This window comes from Chlamydiifrater volucris, from assembly GCF_902806995.1.
Classification (GTDB): domain Bacteria; phylum Chlamydiota; class Chlamydiia; order Chlamydiales; family Chlamydiaceae; genus Chlamydiifrater; species Chlamydiifrater volucris.
Window position 1 is genome coordinate 410995 of record NZ_LR777654.1, and the last position, 16717, is coordinate 427711.

Genomic DNA, 16717 nt, shown 5'->3' on the forward strand with positions numbered 1-16717 from the left:
TTAAGAAATTAAACTTAGTATTTTCAGTTTAAATCTTGAACGACAACCCCGTAGGGAAGAGATTTCCCAGAGGTTTTAAACAACAAACAAAAAGTTTTGCAAAGATCAAGAAAGGATAGAAAACCTCACATTTAGATTTTCTAAGACAGCTTGTACGCGTTCTTTCTTATCGGATGAAAGTGACTGATATGTCCAGTCACCCGTCTGCAGTATAGGGGCTTTTACAAGCACAGATCTTTCAGAGGCTTTACCTTTCCATTCTTTTAAAGTCATTGAGTAGGTTTTCAATTTTGATTCAAGGAAGAGTTCTCCAGCATAGCACCCTAAGGTAGGAATCGAATCTACGAAAAACACAATGATCCGGTTTGGGAATTTACTTGGCCATTCTATGGACATACATTCTCCCGGATCCATGGTTTTCTTAGATACAAACCTAATGTGGAATTCTTTTTCTAGTTCTTCAAGGGTTTTTTCGCCTGAAGAATGTTTTTCTCGAATTTTCTGGTAGAGTTCTTTCAGGATAAACACTTCTCCATTGCTAAGCTGCGATCCTAGTCGTTGAACTATGCTTCTGTATTCTTTCCGTGAAAGAGGTTGGAGTAATTCTTTGGGTTCTTCGGCTTTCACTTCTACCCACTCTTTGGAAGAGGTTTCCTTGCAATAGAAAGCCATTCTTAGAATTATCCTTAGAGCCAAGGCAATAATTGTTAGAGGGAGTAGGAGAATCCCAATGACAACCTTTGCTAAAATTTCTACCGAGGATATGAGTAGAAGCTCTTCTCTGATGAGGACGTTTCCGGTATCAGACACATCTATAAAACGGATACATCTGGAGGATATTGCCAAGACTCGGTCCAAAAAGGCAAGAGACCTTTCCAGGCATCCCCCATTGCTTTTTTCAATAAATTTGGTGGAGAAACTAAAAGATACTGAAGGAGAATAAAACATAAAAAACCCCATTGCAAGATAACCATTTTAATTGGGTTAGAGGAATTTCAATTGGGTGGCGACCTTCTTGATAATTTTAAATGCGATGCCTTTCTAAGAACTCATTGAGTAGCTTGTGTGATAGAGAGCTTTCCGCAATAACCATTATCTGCTCTCCTAATTGCGAAAACACTGGTTGATAATTCCAATAACCTACTTGCAGTATCTGTTCTTCTCTAAGAAGAGCCTCCCGAGCCTCTTTAGAGCCCTGCCAAAAAGTAAACATACTGGTGTAAGAGGCTACTTTCTTCTCTAACGGGAGGCGCCCTCTTTCGAAGGAAGAATAAAGAACATATCCATCCCCGTTTCTCATTGCTTTAGGATTACGGATAAAGAACCGCTTTCCAGTTAAACCAGGTGTATCAGGGTACTCAAAGATCAAATCTTCTTCAAGACTTAGATCTTTTTCGGAAAGGATAACTACATTAAATTTTCTTTGCAGGTCTTCCTTCGTCTGAATGTCGTGATTTTTAATCGCTTGTTGCTCTTCTTCTAATTCTTGTATGGCCCGATCGATCTCTTGTACTTCCTCTTGTTTTTTGGTAACAGTTGCTGATAGGGAGGATTTTACTTGATCATCTTCAGGCGTAAATTCGGCAACCTTTTGGAGGCGCTCCTCTAACTGTTTTATCTGCATCAAGGTTTCTTCCTTCCTAGCGATCTCTGTTTGCATTTCTTGGCTGATTGCCTCGATTCTCTGTCGCCTAGAGATGAGATCCCGCACCTCAGCATAAAATTTTTCTACCGGCCGCATTTCTTCCTCGGAGAGAGAATTTTTTAGGCGAGTTTTCAATAAAGAGCGCTCTGTTTCAGAAAAGTTCCTGATCGAGACAGAAGGCTCTAAATCTTTAAGAAGCTCTCTCTCTGCTATTTTTTGAGGCGCATCCTTCTTGGAGGATGGAAGTTGCTTTTTTTCTATTTCTGGGGTCGGAGGAGCAAGGTGGACCCATTCCTCGCTAGAAGGTGTTTTATAGCAGAAGGCGGTTCTCAGAATGATTTTTAGAGCAATAGCGATAATTGTTAGGGGTAAAAGAAGAACTCCTATGACGACTTTAGCCAGGATTTCTAGTGAGGAAATTTGAATAGACTCTTCTCTAATTACTGGGATCCCTTTTTCAGATATGTCGACAAACTGGATGCATCTGGAGGAAACAGCTAAGGCTCTGTCTAAAAGAGATAAAGCTTTCTCTAGACTCCCTCCTTGAGTTTTTTGGATAAAAACCGGAGAGAATTTGAATGAAGACACGGAATAAAAATCCATAGTGAACCCCAAATAACAAGAGACACATTATATATTACCACTATTTTTTTAACATTAAAAATGAATAACTTATTTGTTGGTTTTGTTAATTGATAAACTAAAAAATTAGTTTATTTGTTAAGATTTATTAATGTTTTTAAATTTTACTATCCACCTACGTCTTACAAAACTATTAGGTGTTGAAAATTAGCCATGTTTTGGAGCCTTTTTCGCTTTAGCCATTAATTTTTCAAAGAAGATGTCAAAATCTTGGTATACTTCAAAAGAGGTAAGTTTGAGTTGTATTTTGAGAAAATTCTCTACCAAAGAAAGAGTTTCAAAAAAGGCAGAGTGAGTGTTTATCAATAGATCTTTATCTTCCTGTGAAAACTCTATGACTTCTTTTTGAAAAGGTTTTGAGGAGTCGTCGTTGACGGAACTTCGGCTCAACTGTTTTTCTAGGTTTTGAAGGAACAAATTGGTGTCATTACAGATGATTAAACAGGGAGAAGTTGTTTTGGAGGGTGGGAAGATTTTTGTAGAATATTTTTTTTCGAGATTTTGAAGAGCGTCCACAAAGACAAAATGTCCGTCCTTTACCAGGTTGAAGACCTTTTTTGCTAGGGCTTCCTCTTCTTTAATTAGGGTAGACTTCAGTTTTGGGTTTATAACAGGCTTCGAGGTTGATTCTGGAACTTCTTGAGAGATTGCTGGATCTGTGTTTTTTTTCTCTATTTTTGAAAGTTTTTCAGGCTCAAGTTTCTTAGGTTGTTGAACTTCTGATATTTGCTTCCATTCTCTGGATGCGTATTTGTAATAAAAAACACCCTTAAGGAGGATACTCAGGGCTAGGGCTAAAATTGTCAAGGGAAGAAGCAGTATGCCAGCGATAACCCTGGTAACCATCTCCAAATTGGAGATGGAGAACGAGGTTTCTTTAAAGATTAGCACGCCTTCTTCCGTGACGTCCAGTAATTGGATGCATTTGCTGGAAACTTGCAAAATTCTATCCAAGAGAGATAGGGTTTTCTCTAGAACTCCCCCATGAGTTTTATAAATAAACTCTGGAGAGAAACTTAAGGAAGTTATGGGAGAAAATTTCATGTAAAACCTTTTTATTAAAATAGATTTTATCAGCATTTTCTTTTTTGTTCTTAATAATCCAAAATTTAAAGCTTTATTTGTTGAATAATTGCTTGTTGGCTACAAATTACTGCAGGTGCTGGGAGTGAATTTTATTCTAGGGATTCCTGAAGAGGCTGCTGGGAATAGTTCAAAACTATCTATAATTTTGGATGCCTTAAGTATCAAGAAAGCTTGATATAAGACTGATTGATGAAGTTCTTCCGGGGAACAGAGGGAAAGCTTGTCACCTGACTGTGTTTGGTAGAGAAATTTACTAAGTGATATCTCATAGGGCAACGTTAAAGGTTGAAATTCCAAATCCCAGTAGCTTTCTAAACAAGAGCAAGAAAAATGTCTTTCGTTATGTTGTTTTATCTGAGCTTCCTTGTCAATTATGGGAAGTAATTGGGCAAGAGCTTCTACAAGAAGACGGGAATCTTTGAATAATTTCTGTGCAATATTTGTAGGGAGTAAGTCTTCTAGGGCAGGAGATTTTAGCTGTTCCTCTTGGGGATGTTTTTCAAACTCTTTGGGGGTGAGTTGCTTGAGAGGATAGGCCTTCAAAATAGCAGATAAAATTGGATTTACCGCTTCTTGGGGGATATGACGTATTAAATACCCGAACGAAGCCCCTAATCCCCTACCCATTTTTATTTCTTCTAATTTATTAACAATGATTTTGTAGAAACCGTTTTTTGAATTTCTAGATAACAGGAACAAGGGAGAAGTACGATTTTTAGGAAAATAGTCGTAGTAAAGTCCGTTACAATTTTTGATAAAAAGAACCAACTGATGAAGAGCAGGTAACAATTGTTTTGCGGAAACTGCTTTTAGAGGTGTGAACATCGCATGAGATTTTTTTTGAGCGCTTAATTCGACATTTGTAAGGACTAGGAGTCCTTCATTTTGTAGCTTAGATATCGGTCGGCTTGAGCAAGAGAGAGAATCTTTTTCAGGTACCCCTATAAACTTAATTCCTGGGATTTCGATTAAGTCTAAACCAAGATCGTGGCATATTTTTGAAGCTTTATAAAATTGAGATGTGATTTCTAGCGCTTTCGTTTTGCCCTTTTTGATAATTTCTTGGTTAGTATTTACGGTATTTCCTATGGAACAAAATTTGTATTCTGGAAAATCGTTAAGCAGAAATGAAAAACTGTCCCTGTGGCTAGCCTTTGTTTCGGATACCGAGATACCTTTTGCTGTAAATTGATCAACGATACTTTTGTCATCGTGTTCGAAGTTTTTGACCAAGGTTTTTCTGAGGAAATCATGAGCTTCTAGGATTGAGTTTTTTTCATGTCGTGCGAGAGGTTTTGGCAAAGTAGAGGTGCGTTCACATTGTTCTTCAATGGTTGTAATAGGCCTTTGGAGAGTTTTCGAGATTTTATATTTTCTTTCTAAGAGAACTCTTAGTAGAAGTTTAACAGCGAACATGACTATAGGAATGACAATCGTTAGGAAAAGAACAATTTTTAGGCCAAATTCCTTGAGGGAAATATTTTCATAAATCCTAGTACAGGCGAGCTGATTGGTGTCATCTAGGAAAATGAAGGTCTTTTCTCCGCCTAAGAAGAAAAAATTGTCTACAAACTCAACCACACGTTCTAGGAGAGAGAAATTCACCTTGCTACCTCCTGAAGAGCCTATTGACCATTGGAAAGCTAGAGGGACTAGCACTCTGGGTCTTCTCTGTAGATACTGAGAGTGTGACATTGCTATGTAACTGTTAAAGTGTTTGATGAGCAATCCTTGGCTGAAATGGAAAAAATAACAAAAAGGCCCTGGTAAGGTTCCAAGGCCTCAAACGTGTCTGCCAACATGATACCACGACCATGCATTCAAAACACAAAAGATCTCCTAAACTTTTCCAGTTTAGTGCTTATTCTATAGTCGTTATAGGCTTCCCATTGCCTAAGAATGTACTTGTTAAGTAGTCTTGGGCAAAATTGTCTCCCCAAGCAGACTTAAAGGCATCGCTGGTCAAGATCTCCCAAATCTCGTTGAAAGTCTCTGGCTCGGGTAGAATCCCCGGTAGAGTGAGCACCCCAAAAACGTCTGCTGTAGCAGAGAACATGTAGGCGACGCTATACATCGGAACATCCTCCCCTCTAAGTCGTACTACTACGGGAACGAGAGAATGCTTAGGGTAAGACCTCCTGATTTTTGAGAACTGGTCCTTACTTACGAAATACACGATAGCATTAAAGAATCCTTCATCCTCTGACCCATTCTTATGCACCATAGCATTTAGACCGGCATAGCGGTCGGTATTGGCCAGGTCCTCTCCTTCAACTTGGAGATTGTAATTAAAGATTCTTCTAGCTCCTAAGACATCTACAGGGTACTTTTCCAATATTGCAGACTGCAGACAGTCCTCTAGAATTTCAGGTTTCATGAACCTATCGTACATGACAATAGGAAGAGAATTAAATTGAACAGGCAAAAGGCTGCTGGACAACTGAGCCATGACAGAATCCCAAATCTCGTTTGAGGGCGTAGAAGAGCATATGAATTCATCACATTCTACTTTGAATGAGGGGAGGATATTTTTTACCTCCTCAGCGACTTGCTTTTCCGGAACGAAAGATTCGGAACATCCAGAGAGAGCAAAAACGAGGCAACCTAGGGCAGTACAAAGGGAGATATTGAAAAGCTTCCTGTAGACGCGAGTCCTTGTTAAGTTGAGAGTCTTTTTCATGCAAGTACCTAGTAAATTTTTGTTGGATAAGCAAGCTAACATGTTTTTGATTTATTGAGAATAAAAGTTTTATTTTATAGATCTTGGATTTCTGAATTTTAAGGATCTATTTTGGATTTTTGTTTTCGTAGAGTTTGTTGGGAAGCTTTTCCTGTAAAGTACCTTTTCAAGGTGTTCTGAGGGGTATAAAATTTTTTATATAAGGAACGAAACTAAGGATTGGTATACAATAGGATTCTTTGGGGTAGAGTTGTGAACGAAGGCATCTTTTTTATACAGATAGTATTTCTTTTGGCGGCAGGGCTATTTTTCGTGTACCTGGGGAAACTTTGGGTGTCTGCATGGGTAACCTTTCTCACGCTTATATCGAACATCTTTGTTACTAAGCAGGTAACAATGTTTTCCTTGGATGTCACGGCTACGGACGTCTATATCATAGGATTGCTGACGGTTGTTAACCTCTTCAGGGAGTTTTATGGATCAGATGAAGCTAGAAGAGTTTTGCAGATTTCTTGGGTGTTGAGTATTGCTTACCTGATAACTTCCAGGCTTCATGCCGCAATGGTGCCTTCTGTTCACGATCAGTCGCAAGAGCATTTTATTTTTCTTCTTTCCCCGGCTCTTCGGCTCACGATGGCCTCTTTGGGAGCTTTGGTATTATCACAGGTTACCGAAGAGAAGACTTTCCTTCTCCTTAAAAAGGTTTTTGGGGGAAGGTTTTTTGGAGTTCGTTCTGCCGTTTCCATGATTTTGTCTCAGGTTGTTGATACTGTGTTCTTTTGCTTCGTGGGGCTATATGGTTTAGTGGCAAAAGTTGACGATGTAATCATTATGAGCCTGTCTGCGAAAACGCTGGGAATTATCTTGTCTATGCCGATTCTTTCGTTTATGAGGGTTATACTTGCTTCATTAAAGGCCAAGGTGAAAGAGCAGAGTCAACGCGAGATTTCTTCATAGGGGTTCCCCTCCTTTTACTCGCTTTTTTTTTGAAGCTTTTTGTGGTTTTGGGTTCCTGGGTTTTGATGAAGGTGTTTTCGTATTTTTCGAAAATGCTCTTTTCATATAACCTCTTCCTTTTTCAAGTGATAGGTGTTATGGCGTTACGTTTTATAGTCGATAAGAGGTCTAAAAAATCTAGGGCTAGAGTAGGTCGTATAGAAACAGAACATGGGATTATCCATACTCCAGCTTTTGTTCCTGTAGGGACTAATGCTACTTTGAAGGGGGTTGTCGACCACTCCTTCATTGATTTGATGTTTTGTAATACTTATCACTTGATGATTCATCCGGGAATGGAAGTAATGGCTGCTGCAGGTGGTGTTCATAAGTTTATGAATCGAAATGCGCCTATTATTACAGATTCCGGAGGGTTTCAAGTTTTTAGCTTGGCATATGGATCTGTTGCAGAAGAGCTTAAGAGTCGCGGTAAGAGAAAAAATTCTTCCGGGATCCTAAAGGTTTCTGAAGACGGAGTTTTGTTCAGGTCGTATAGGGATGGTAGACACGTTTTTCTGTCTCCGGAAGCTTCTGTAGAGGCTCAGAAAATTCTAGGAGCAGACATCATTATTCCGTTCGATGAGCTATTGCCTTACCACGTTAGCGAAGAACGTTTGCGAGAATCTTGCGAGCGCACATATCGTTGGGAAAAACGTTCTTTGGATTATCATTTGCAAAAACCAGGATATCAATCAATGTACGGGGTTATTCATGGAGGTATCGATCCTGTTAAGCGATTGGAGGGATGCCGTTTTGTTAGCAACAATGCGTTCGATGGTTTTGCCATAGGTGGGAGTGTTGGAAAAAACAGAGAGGAGCTGTTTCGTACCGTGAATTTTACAACTTCTAATCTACCTGAGGATCGACCAGTACATTTACTGGGCATTGGTGATGAAGAATCTATTTTGGGCTTGGTTTCTTGCGGTATAGATTCTTTTGATAGTGCTTTCCCAACTAAAGTTGCTAGGAGAGGTTTTTTGTTTTCGCGTACGGGAGTAGTAAAAATAGAGAAGGCTGTGTATTCCAAAGACTTCTCCCCTGTGGAAGAGGATTGTCCATGCTGTGCTTGCCGTAGTGGTATTTCTAAAGCGTATATGCATCACCTTTTCAAAGCTAAAGAAGTTAATTATTGGATATGGGCATCTGAACACAACTTAGTACATATGGCTAGGTTGATGGAGAAGGTACGCCAAGATATTCTTGAAGACAGAATTTAACGTTTTGAGTCTTTGGATGTTGAAGCCCATAACAGTCCAGCTATTGTGGCGAAAGCTAGTGCTGAAGCCATAGGGATGGTTATAAATTTAAAGACAAAAATTTTAGCTTCACAGGAAACTCTACCACAAAGGTCTAGTTGCATTCCTGGAATTTCTTGTAGGCAAATTTGGTAAAAAGCTATGCAAAAACCTAGTACAGGCAGAGGCAGAACATAATCCTTTATTCCCGAGAAATCTTTGTAAGAAGCTATTCCTAGGATTACGCAAAGAGGAAACAAGCAAATTCTTTGGTAGTGGCACAAAAAGCAAGGTTCTATATTTCTTATGTAGCTGTAATAAATACTCCATAAGGTTCCAATACACGACAACACCCATGCCATATAAAGGGAGTGTGTTCGAAGCTGTCGCAGCCAGAGCTCTAGAGATTGGGGCAGTTTATTCATAGATATCTTTGCCTTTTTCTAGATTCTTTTTCAGGACTCGTATCACCCTACTTATTTCATCATAAGTAGGATCTTCTATGAGCCTTCCTCCGATCACTGCCGTGGGGGTAGCTAACTGTCCATTCATTAGCCCGGTGGCATAGATGTTATTTTGCTTTATAGTTTCCCTATAGACATTGGAAGCAACGCATTGCCTTAATCCTTCAGAATTGATAGTTCTTCCTGAATTTGTGGGTAACTTTTCCGCAAGTTTCCCTAGAACTTCTGGAGTTGCCCAATCCTCCCCTTCTACTTTTCTGTATTTCAAAATTCTGTGAAAATATTCAACAAAAGCTTCTGGGTCAGGTGTTTTGGGGTTGTGGTGAAAAATACACATCAGAGACTGTGCAGCAGGCATAGAACCTTCAATGAAACAAACAGGTATTAACGTAAAAGAAACCTCTCCAGTGTCTATGAACTCTTTCTTTATTTTTGGAAAGACTTCAGTAGAGAATTCCTCACAAGCATGACAGGATGGTTCTTCAAATAGAGTAATATTGATAGGAGCAGCAAGATTGCCTACAGTAGGAAATCTTCTTACGTCTATCTTTGCTCCAATTTTTGGAGGCAGCATAGAATGTTTAATTTTCATCATTAGCCCAGCAGAAAGTAAAAAAATGGCTGCTGTTAGAAGAGTAAGTTTTTTTTTATTCAAGGGAATGCTTCTCTGGTTGATGAGGTTGAATAACGATTACATAGAATATTTTTATAAAAAAAACAATATCGATATTTCCTTGATTGCAACGTTATAAGTAGTAGTAAACTAAGTTTATATAGAAAACTCTTTTCCTTTTATTCGATCCGTTCTATAGAGGAACAAAAGATCAAAGGAGGAAAATGACAATGGATGAGGAGACTTTTTCAAATATTCATCGTCATTTCCGATATTCCCTGCTTAGAATAAATTGTCTATTTGTCTTTTTGGGACTTTGGTGTTTAACTTCTCCATATACACTAGGATATACCTCACAAGCCGTTGCCATTTCAGACACATGTTGTGGCCTTTCTCTTATTCTTCTAGGCTTATTGCTCAGCTGTTGTCGTCCCTTGAGATGTCTAGGAGTTTTTATTGGTGTATGGATAAGTCTATTGGCTACATTTTTGAATACCAATCCGGTTGTTTTTGCCAATGATACGCTATTAGGTTTTGCTATTCTGCTAGCTTCAGTAACTCCGCCTTCCCGACCGAAAGAACTAGACGTTGGACCCACCATCCCTGAAGGGCTGCGATATAACCCTTCCTCCTACGGACGAAGGTTAATTATATTGTTTTTGGTAATGCTATCTTGGATACAATCTAGACATTTGACAGCTTCCTGTTTGGGTTTTGCAACAGCTATAACCCCCTTGGATAGTATAGGGAAATGTAGTCTAGAACTTTTTCGTATTCAAGGATTATTATCTGTTTCTTTTTCCCTTTTTGGCGCACTTATTTTGTCTGGCAGGGAAAAGCGTTGGCACACAAGGCCTCAAGCAGTTCTCGCTTCAGGTTTTGTCCTTTTGTGTATTACTGTACTGACCCTTCTTCCCGTTGCTTTCGGGGGTAATTCTGCCTGGACTTGCCCCTTGTGTACCGTAATGATATTGAAGCAAGCTTTTCTGATAGCCTTTTCCTTTGATGAGATTAAGGCGACTTGTATTTATCTAGCTAAATTATCTCCTAGCAAACAAGGAGGGATATTTAGAGCTTTGTTTAAAGGGTCAGAATTCTATAAAAAAACATTTATCTGGGAAGAAAGATCCTTTGTGCCAAGTTCGAAGCTACTCAAAGAGTCTTTGAAAGGGATTTCGTTTCCAGTGAACTTGATTGCTGTTATCCTGATCGCTTTTGCGTTAGCAGAGACGAGCCAAGTTTTAGGAATTTCCACCCAGATTAGAAATTTTTTGGAAGTTTGTGCTCGTTTCATTATCATATTCTCTATTTTAGCTTTCTCTAAGAGCTTAAGAACCTTGCGATTAATGAATTTAGCCTTCGGCTTCGGAGTTTCTATCTCCCCTCTTCTTTTTGGACTTTCTTATGGTCAGGTAGGGTTTTCTATAATACTTCTTTCAGGCCTCGCCATTATGGCGTTGTCGTTGAGAAAAGGCCGACCTGAACCGGAGATCAAATCTTAAGGGATCTAGGTGTTATCCTTTGGTTTTTGTCGAGGATTAAGGTGTTCCATAACTTCCTGGATTTGGTTAGCAATTTTTTTGCTTAGAGGGTTTGAATTCTCTTTAGAAAAGTTAGTTTGTATATGTTTGAGTAAAGAGAGTTGGTAGGAACGATTTTTGTTCCCTGTTAAAATCTTTTTGTAGATGAAGCGGTCGAATTCCCAATTTGTCAGTGAATTGGGATCTCTTTGAAAGAAATGCTTACGAATCAGTTCTGTGTCAGAGGATATGATTTCAGAAAGGTTCTTAGAAATTATAGATTGCTTTTTGAGAGCTATCCAACCAAGAAGTAATGTGAAGCATGTCAGGATAATTGCAGGCAGCAGTATAGGCAGGTAGATCTCGTATACAGGAGCCGTAGATATGCCTTCGTAAATTGAGGTTATTCCTATGACTCCTAGAGCAATAGACAAACACCCAGTTACACCCGCCATGGCTACTAAAATAGATCCAGACAGGAAATGCTTAGAAGCTTCTTGTTGTTTAAGAAGTTTTTCTTGAGGGGTCAATATACGATGGGAGTTGGTCAAACACGGGGTTGTAAATTTAACGGTAGATGTCTGAAAGTTGATCTTCATGAATTGATCTTCTATAAGAAAAGGTGTTTTAATTCTTGGCGAGAACTTTTTTGACATAAAGATGCGACTGCTTTCACATCGATGGGGTGTATGGAAGTATTTTTTATTACATACAGACTGTCAGAGAGTAGTACAGCCTCGAATATGTCGTGAGTGATCAAAACAATTGTTGTCTTATTATTTTTTGCCAGAGAAACGATTTCTTCATAAAGGTCTTCCTTGATAAGAGGATCCAGTGATGAGAAAGGTTCATCTAGCAATAACACAGGCTTATTGGCCACTAAACACCGAGCTAATTCCACTCTTTGTTTCATTCCTCCAGATAGTTCTGAAGGATGCTTACTTAAGACGTGGGATATTCCTAGGACTCTAGAGGCTTCAAGGATCTCTTCCTCTAGAATGTACTTTCTTTTTTTATAAGGACCCAATTCATTGACGAGCGCGATATTTTCCCTAGCGGTTCTCCAGGGTAAAAGGGCCTCTTTTTGTCTCATATAAGCGACGTGGTTCCTAGTGAGTGGATGGTCATTCCATTGGATAGATCCTTCCAAGGGCTGCAGCAAACCGCATATTAGACGGAATAACGTAGTTTTTCCTATTCCTGACGCTCCCAGGATGGTAGTAATCTCCCCTGGATTTGCGCAGAATCCTGTGCGATGGAATATCAAAGAGTCTACGTAAGAGTAAGTCAAGCCAGAAACAGACAGCATGAATGAGAAAAGAGCAGATGTTGAAGAAAAACCACGTTGCGGTTACCAAGACTTGAACTTGGGACCTCGACATTATCAGTGTCGCGCTCTAACCAGCTGAGCTATAACCGCAAATGGAGACTAGGAGATTCGAACTCCTGACCTTCTGAATGCAAATCAGACGCTCTACCAACTAAGCTAAGTCCCCGCCTTTGAAGCAGATGCCGCAAACGAAAGAAGGAACGATATTAGCGACAAAAAGATTTATCTACAACGAGAATATTTGTTGGGAAGCAAAGTTCGAAGCTACAGGATGATTTCTTCAAGAAGGAGACCCACTAAATTTTGGGCATACATAACTCGTATTTCTTTGAGTATTTTAGCCCAAGATTCCTGGTTGGGGGCTTCTATGGGGTGCGGCTCAATAATGTTGATGCCCAAGCATGGAATTTCATACTCGTGACACACCTGAGCTATAGCACAACCAGAATTATCGAATCCAGTAATTTCAGGGAGGTCTTTTTGTAAAGATAAGAAATATTTTCTGGATAGAGAAAAAGGTTCTCCCGTAGCTATGATGCCTTCCTTGACTGTGTGCAATCCATCTGTGTAGTGTTGTATGAATCCATATCTTTTAAGGAGATTTTCAATGTTGGTTTTTTCCAATTCTAAAAATCTTTTGCTCCCTTTCTTGGCAGAATGAAAAAACATGGGGGAAGTTTGAAATATAGACACTTGATTGTCAGGAGTTTCAAACTTATTTAACATAGGTCTTAGGTCTGCGTCATGATGTATGTATCCCCTGGGAACTAGAACATCAAAAAGGTGGTTTTTAGGGTCCCTAGAATAGCAAGATCCTATAATTAAAACTATATCCACACCTTGTTTTAATATCATATGTGAGGCCGTTATAGCTGCGCCAACTTTTGTTGGCCAAAGAAAGCTGACGATGACTTGTTTGCCTAGGTAATTGCCGGAAAAGTAGGTCCTATTCCCCTCTTGGCTTTGTTTGACATTTGTTAACCATGGAAACAGTCTTCCAGAAAGGTTTTCTTGAGATATTGCGATATCTGGGAAGGAAAATATGATGCCTATACGTTTTAACGGTACAGATTGTTTTTGCTTGAGTTGGGAGTTTTTTTCGAAAACGCTAGTAGGAGCAGCGGCTACGGAGGGAGTTCCTTGCGATGTGAGCAGAGCAAGGATAAGGAAATAGTACTTCATGGTGGTATCGGAGTTAAAAAAAGTCTATACCGCCTTATAAATAAAAAAATGTTTTTCACGGAGAAAAATCCCGGGTAGAATGTGTTCTACCGGGGACGAAAGAAATGAGGTCGAATGGCCTACAAAGAGATTTTTTTCTTGTTTATTGACTGAACTTTAGAGGCTCTGGGTTTCGTGATGTGAAAGGAGCTGGAAAACTGTTGATATTCTTGATCTAATGATTTGGCGTCGTTACTCTTATAAACCATAAACACCTGATATAAAGTATGGTCCACGCAGATTAGTTTTCCCCTGAAAAATATGTCTTCATTACGAATCCAGAATTCCAAAGATTGGTGTCCTTGATGGGTAGCAGATTGCATAAAAAGAACATGGGATTCTGGTAATGCTGAAAGCATGCCAGCGAATCCCTCTTGCAGATTTTGCTCAGGCTTGCCAATATCTATCTTTTCCGGGTAATTCCACACAGAAATGACATAGATAAGGTTTTCGTTGGGTTCTGTGACAAATGTTTCATATCTGATAGTAATATCGGATTGTGGAATTTCAATTGTTTGCCTAGAATATTCTGGCTCTTTAGGTAATTCCACAGAGAATCCTGAGTCTTTATAGTCGTATTTTTTCCAGTCGCCAGAGAAGAATCCAACTAAATCGACAGGGCCTTCCTTCGTGTTTTTCTTAGAGGAGAATAACTCTTTAAAATTATCAAGGAAGGCACTAGCTTTGTCAGCCTCAGAAGCAGAAGTGTTGAGAGGACCTAAAACTAATAGCCCTGTTAAAATAGATGATAGCAAATTGTTTCTCTGAAAGAACATAATAAACCAAAAAAATATAGAAAACCTTTATTTAATAATAACTTTTGAAAATTAATTTTTTAATTTCTTTTTTATAAAGAATTTATTAAAAAGACCTTGTCAACTATCGATAGACTTTGCAATAATCCGCGTTCTTCTTAAGATTTTTTGTGAGGTCGTCTTATGAGCTGTTCGCAACAGTTTGACGATAAGAAAGTTGCCATTCTCCCTGCCCGCTGGGGGAGCTCTAGGTTTCCCGGAAAGCCTTTGGCAGAGATTGCTGGAAGATCTTTGATAAGAAGGACTTACGAAAGCGTCTCTGCTTCTAAAAAATTGGATAGAGTCATTGTGGCTACTGACGATGAAAGGATTTTTGATCATGTATTACAATTTGGTGGTCAGTGTGTTATGACTTCTCGATCTTGTTCTAATGGAACGGAACGTGTCGGAGAAGCTATTCGCCTTTTTTGTCCGGAAGCTGAAATTGTTGTGAATGTTCAGGGAGACGAGCCGTGCATGCCTTCCTACGTCATAGACAAGATGGTTGAAGATCTGGAATCTATACCGGAAGCTCACGTGGTGACCCCCGTATCTATAGGAGCGGATGAGGAAGAGATTTTTACTGAGAGAAAAGTTAAATGTGTCTTTGATCAACAAGGGAGAGCCCTTTACTTCAGCCGAAGTCTCATACCTAGCCAATACAAAGTGAAAACAGATGTTTACATCCACCTTGGAATGTATGCGTTCAGAAGGAAGGCGTTAGAGTCCTATTTAAGTCTGCCTAAGACTCCTTTAAGTCTTTCAGAGGACCTCGAGCAATTGAGAATCCTTGAGAGCGGCGGTAATATCCACGTATGTGTATCTGATGTGAAACCGCCCTCTGTAGATTATCCAGAAGATATCAAAAAAGTAGAGAATTATTTGTTATGTCATTTAAATGCTTGTTCTTGACAGGAGGAGTGGTTTCTTCTCTAGGGAAGGGGTTAACCGCTGCATCTCTAGCCTTGTTACTAGAGCGTCATGGGCTTTCTGTTTCCATGTTGAAGCTGGATCCGTACCTTAATGTCGATCCAGGAACCATGAATCCTTTTGAGCATGGGGAAATTTATGTTACGGACGATGGTTCCGAAGCAGATCTAGACTTAGGACACTATTACCGATTCTCCTCCGTGTTTTTATCCAAGTTGTCCACAGCAACTTCTGGGCAAATTTATGCTAGGGTCATTAAAAAAGAACGAGAAGGTCGTTATTTAGGAAGTACAGTTCAGGTCGTTCCTCATATTACTAACGAAATCAAGGAAGTTATTCGGGATTCTGTGGGTGATCAGAATCCCGACGTTGTCATTATAGAAATCGGGGGAACGGTTGGAGATATAGAGTCTCTCCCCTTTCTTGAAGCCATTAGGCAATTTCGTTATGAGAATGCTCGAGATTGTCTGAATTTTCACATGACTTATGTTCCTTACCTTAAAGCTTCTGGAGAAATAAAGAGCAAGCCTACACAGCACTCTGTGCAGACCTTGCGGGGTATTGGAGTTATCCCAGACGCAATATTGTGTAGGTCGGAAGTTGCTTTATCTGAGGACATCAAAAGAAAAATTAGTCTTTTTTGTAGTGTTCCTGAAGAGGCCGTCTTTAATATTCCTGATGTGGAAGGGTCTGTATATGAGCTTCCTTTGGTTTTAGATGATGAGGCTATTGCTCAATTTGTTATGCAAAGATTAGGGTTCGCCCCTCGCACTAAAGGAGCTGATCTCAGTGATTGGAAGGGGCTGGTTGGGGTCCTAAAATCGCCTAAAGATAGAGTTTCTATAGGTATTGTTGGTAAATATCTCCAACATAAAGACGCTTACAAGTCTATTTTTGAATCTATTACGCATGCGGCAGCCAGTCTTGGATGCGCGGCTAATATTGTTCCTATAGATGCTGACACATTTAATGAGTCTAGTCTTAAAGATTGTCAGGCTTGCCTAGTGCCTGGAGGGTTCGGTAATCGAGGATGGGAAGGTAAAATTCTTGCTGCTAAGTATTGCAGAGAAAGTCAGCTCCCCTACTTTGGGATATGTTTGGGTCTCCAGGTAATGGTTGTGGAGTTTGCTAGAAATGTCCTTGGAATGACAGATGCGGATTCTTCGGAAATGAATCCTCATACTCAATACCCTGTGGTTTGTATGATGAATGAGCAAAATCAAGCATTGGATAAGGGAGGAACTATGAGGTTGGGAGCGTACCCTTGTCTTTTGGAGAAAGATTCCAAAGTATACAAGGCCTATGGTTGTGAAAGTATTTCCGAGCGACATAGACATCGCTATGAAGTTAACGGTAGCTACGAAAAGCAGTTTGCCAGTGCAGGGTTGCGTACTGTGGGAAAATTTTATCCTGAAGGTCTTTGCGAAATTATGGAACTTGAAAATCATGAATGGATGATAGGCGTTCAGTTCCATCCAGAATTTAAGTCTAAGTTAGTCAGTCCCCATCCTTTATTTAAGGCCTTCATAACCAAAGCTATAAACGGTAATCGGTCGTAGTG

16 protein-coding genes and 2 tRNA genes are annotated in these 16717 nt (G+C 39.6%); 5 read left to right on the forward strand and 13 right to left on the reverse strand.

Going from position 1 to position 16717, the window contains the following annotated elements; all coding sequences use genetic code 11:
* Positions 1-105 precede the first annotated feature (105 nt).
* The 5 genes from KJA62_RS01720 to KJA62_RS01740 form a co-directional block, all read right to left on the reverse strand.
* Positions 106-948: a hypothetical protein gene (locus KJA62_RS01720; protein WP_213318319.1), complete on the reverse strand. Its 843-nt coding sequence runs from the start codon at positions 946-948 to the stop codon at positions 106-108.
* Positions 949-1024: 76 nt separating this feature from the next.
* Complete coding sequence (locus KJA62_RS01725) at positions 1025-2248, reverse strand: OmpH/Skp family outer membrane protein (RefSeq protein WP_213318320.1); 1224 nt, start codon at positions 2246-2248, stop codon at positions 1025-1027.
* 186 nt (positions 2249-2434) lie between these two features.
* Positions 2435-3331, reverse strand: a complete 897-nt coding sequence (locus tag KJA62_RS01730; RefSeq protein ID WP_213318321.1) for a hypothetical protein — start codon at positions 3329-3331, stop codon at positions 2435-2437.
* 99 nt (positions 3332-3430) lie between these two features.
* On the reverse strand, positions 3431-5068 hold the full coding sequence (locus tag KJA62_RS01735; RefSeq protein ID WP_213318322.1) for a DUF648 domain-containing protein: 1638 nt from the start codon (positions 5066-5068) through the stop codon (positions 3431-3433).
* 166 nt (positions 5069-5234) lie between these two features.
* Complete coding sequence (locus KJA62_RS01740; protein WP_213318323.1) at positions 5235-6053, reverse strand: hypothetical protein; 819 nt, start codon at positions 6051-6053, stop codon at positions 5235-5237.
* A gap of 252 nt (positions 6054-6305) precedes the next feature.
* Between KJA62_RS01740 and KJA62_RS01745 the strand changes: the two genes are divergently transcribed.
* Positions 6306-7010, forward strand: a complete 705-nt coding sequence (locus tag KJA62_RS01745; RefSeq protein ID WP_213318324.1) for a queuosine precursor transporter — start codon at positions 6306-6308, stop codon at positions 7008-7010.
* A gap of 137 nt (positions 7011-7147) precedes the next feature.
* A complete protein-coding gene (gene tgt / locus KJA62_RS01750; RefSeq protein ID WP_213318325.1) occupies positions 7148-8266 on the forward strand; it encodes a tRNA guanosine(34) transglycosylase Tgt in 1119 nt (372 codons plus the stop codon).
* Here tgt and KJA62_RS01755 read toward each other — a convergent pair.
* The gene (locus tag KJA62_RS01755) at positions 8263-8709 is read right to left on the reverse strand and encodes a disulfide bond formation protein B (RefSeq protein ID WP_213318326.1); all 447 of its coding nucleotides are present in this window, start codon (positions 8707-8709) and stop codon (positions 8263-8265) included. The two genes, tgt and KJA62_RS01755, sit on opposite strands and share 4 nt — an antisense overlap.
* Positions 8702-9403, reverse strand: a complete 702-nt coding sequence (locus KJA62_RS01760; protein ID WP_425513828.1) for a thioredoxin domain-containing protein — start codon at positions 9401-9403, stop codon at positions 8702-8704. The genes KJA62_RS01755 and KJA62_RS01760 overlap by 8 nt, the downstream gene beginning before the upstream one ends.
* A gap of 182 nt (positions 9404-9585) precedes the next feature.
* Here KJA62_RS01760 and KJA62_RS01765 point away from each other — a divergent pair, with 182 nt between their 5' ends.
* Positions 9586-10863 (forward strand): hypothetical protein, encoded by a 1278-nt coding sequence (locus KJA62_RS01765; protein ID WP_213318327.1) that lies wholly within the window; start codon positions 9586-9588, stop codon positions 10861-10863.
* A 5-nt stretch (positions 10864-10868) separates the two neighbouring features.
* Here KJA62_RS01765 and KJA62_RS01770 read toward each other — a convergent pair whose 3' ends face one another.
* The 6 genes from KJA62_RS01770 to KJA62_RS01795 all read right to left on the reverse strand — a co-directional run bounded on the left by KJA62_RS01770 (position 10869) and on the right by KJA62_RS01795 (position 14208).
* Positions 10869-11480, reverse strand: a complete 612-nt coding sequence (locus KJA62_RS01770) for a hypothetical protein (protein ID WP_213318328.1) — start codon at positions 11478-11480, stop codon at positions 10869-10871.
* Positions 11481-11491: 11 nt separating this feature from the next.
* On the reverse strand, positions 11492-12190 hold the full coding sequence (locus KJA62_RS01775) for an ABC transporter ATP-binding protein (RefSeq protein WP_213318329.1): 699 nt from the start codon (positions 12188-12190) through the stop codon (positions 11492-11494).
* Between the two features lie 37 nt (positions 12191-12227).
* A tRNA-Ile gene (locus tag KJA62_RS01780) sits at positions 12228-12301 on the reverse strand.
* 3 nt (positions 12302-12304) lie between these two features.
* Positions 12305-12377 (reverse strand) — tRNA-Ala (locus tag KJA62_RS01785).
* 98 nt (positions 12378-12475) lie between these two features.
* The gene (locus KJA62_RS01790) at positions 12476-13393 is read right to left on the reverse strand and encodes a 5'-methylthioadenosine/S-adenosylhomocysteine nucleosidase family protein (RefSeq protein WP_213318330.1); all 918 of its coding nucleotides are present in this window, start codon (positions 13391-13393) and stop codon (positions 12476-12478) included.
* Positions 13394-13512: 119 nt separating this feature from the next.
* Positions 13513-14208 carry a hypothetical protein gene (locus KJA62_RS01795; RefSeq protein WP_213318331.1) on the reverse strand — a complete coding sequence of 232 codons (696 nt, stop codon included), beginning with the start codon at positions 14206-14208 and terminating at the stop codon, positions 13513-13515.
* A 162-nt stretch (positions 14209-14370) separates the two neighbouring features.
* Between KJA62_RS01795 and kdsB the strand changes: the two genes are divergently transcribed.
* Together kdsB and pyrG are read left to right on the forward strand one after the other, a co-directional pair.
* Positions 14371-15138 carry a 3-deoxy-manno-octulosonate cytidylyltransferase gene (gene kdsB / locus KJA62_RS01800; protein WP_213318332.1) on the forward strand — a complete coding sequence of 256 codons (768 nt, stop codon included), beginning with the start codon at positions 14371-14373 and terminating at the stop codon, positions 15136-15138.
* Complete coding sequence (gene pyrG / locus KJA62_RS01805; protein ID WP_213318333.1) at positions 15114-16715, forward strand: CTP synthase; 1602 nt, start codon at positions 15114-15116, stop codon at positions 16713-16715. The genes kdsB and pyrG overlap by 25 nt, the downstream gene beginning before the upstream one ends.
* Positions 16716-16717: the final 2 nt, after the last annotated feature.

Coding starts and splice junctions, on each gene's coding strand:
- tgt (WP_213318325.1), top strand. CDS start 7,148: ATGGCGTTACGTTTTATAGTCGATAAGAGGTCTAAAAAATCTAGGGCT.
- pyrG (WP_213318333.1), top strand. CDS start 15,114: ATGTCATTTAAATGCTTGTTCTTGACAGGAGGAGTGGTTTCTTCTCTA.
- KJA62_RS01755 (WP_213318326.1), bottom strand. CDS start 8,709: ATGAATAAACTGCCCCAATCTCTAGAGCTCTGGCTGCGACAGCTTCGA.
- KJA62_RS01740 (WP_213318323.1), bottom strand. CDS start 6,053: ATGAAAAAGACTCTCAACTTAACAAGGACTCGCGTCTACAGGAAGCTT.
- kdsB (WP_213318332.1), top strand. CDS start 14,371: ATGAGCTGTTCGCAACAGTTTGACGATAAGAAAGTTGCCATTCTCCCT.
- KJA62_RS01795 (WP_213318331.1), bottom strand. CDS start 14,208: ATGTTCTTTCAGAGAAACAATTTGCTATCATCTATTTTAACAGGGCTA.
- KJA62_RS01730 (WP_213318321.1), bottom strand. CDS start 3,331: ATGAAATTTTCTCCCATAACTTCCTTAAGTTTCTCTCCAGAGTTTATT.
- KJA62_RS01725 (WP_213318320.1), bottom strand. CDS start 2,248: ATGGATTTTTATTCCGTGTCTTCATTCAAATTCTCTCCGGTTTTTATC.
- KJA62_RS01735 (WP_213318322.1), bottom strand. CDS start 5,068: ATGTCACACTCTCAGTATCTACAGAGAAGACCCAGAGTGCTAGTCCCT.
- KJA62_RS01790 (WP_213318330.1), bottom strand. CDS start 13,393: ATGAAGTACTATTTCCTTATCCTTGCTCTGCTCACATCGCAAGGAACT.
- KJA62_RS01720 (WP_213318319.1), bottom strand. CDS start 948: ATGTTTTATTCTCCTTCAGTATCTTTTAGTTTCTCCACCAAATTTATT.
- KJA62_RS01765 (WP_213318327.1), top strand. CDS start 9,586: ATGACAATGGATGAGGAGACTTTTTCAAATATTCATCGTCATTTCCGA.
- KJA62_RS01770 (WP_213318328.1), bottom strand. CDS start 11,480: ATGAAGATCAACTTTCAGACATCTACCGTTAAATTTACAACCCCGTGT.
- KJA62_RS01775 (WP_213318329.1), bottom strand. CDS start 12,190: ATGCTGTCTGTTTCTGGCTTGACTTACTCTTACGTAGACTCTTTGATA.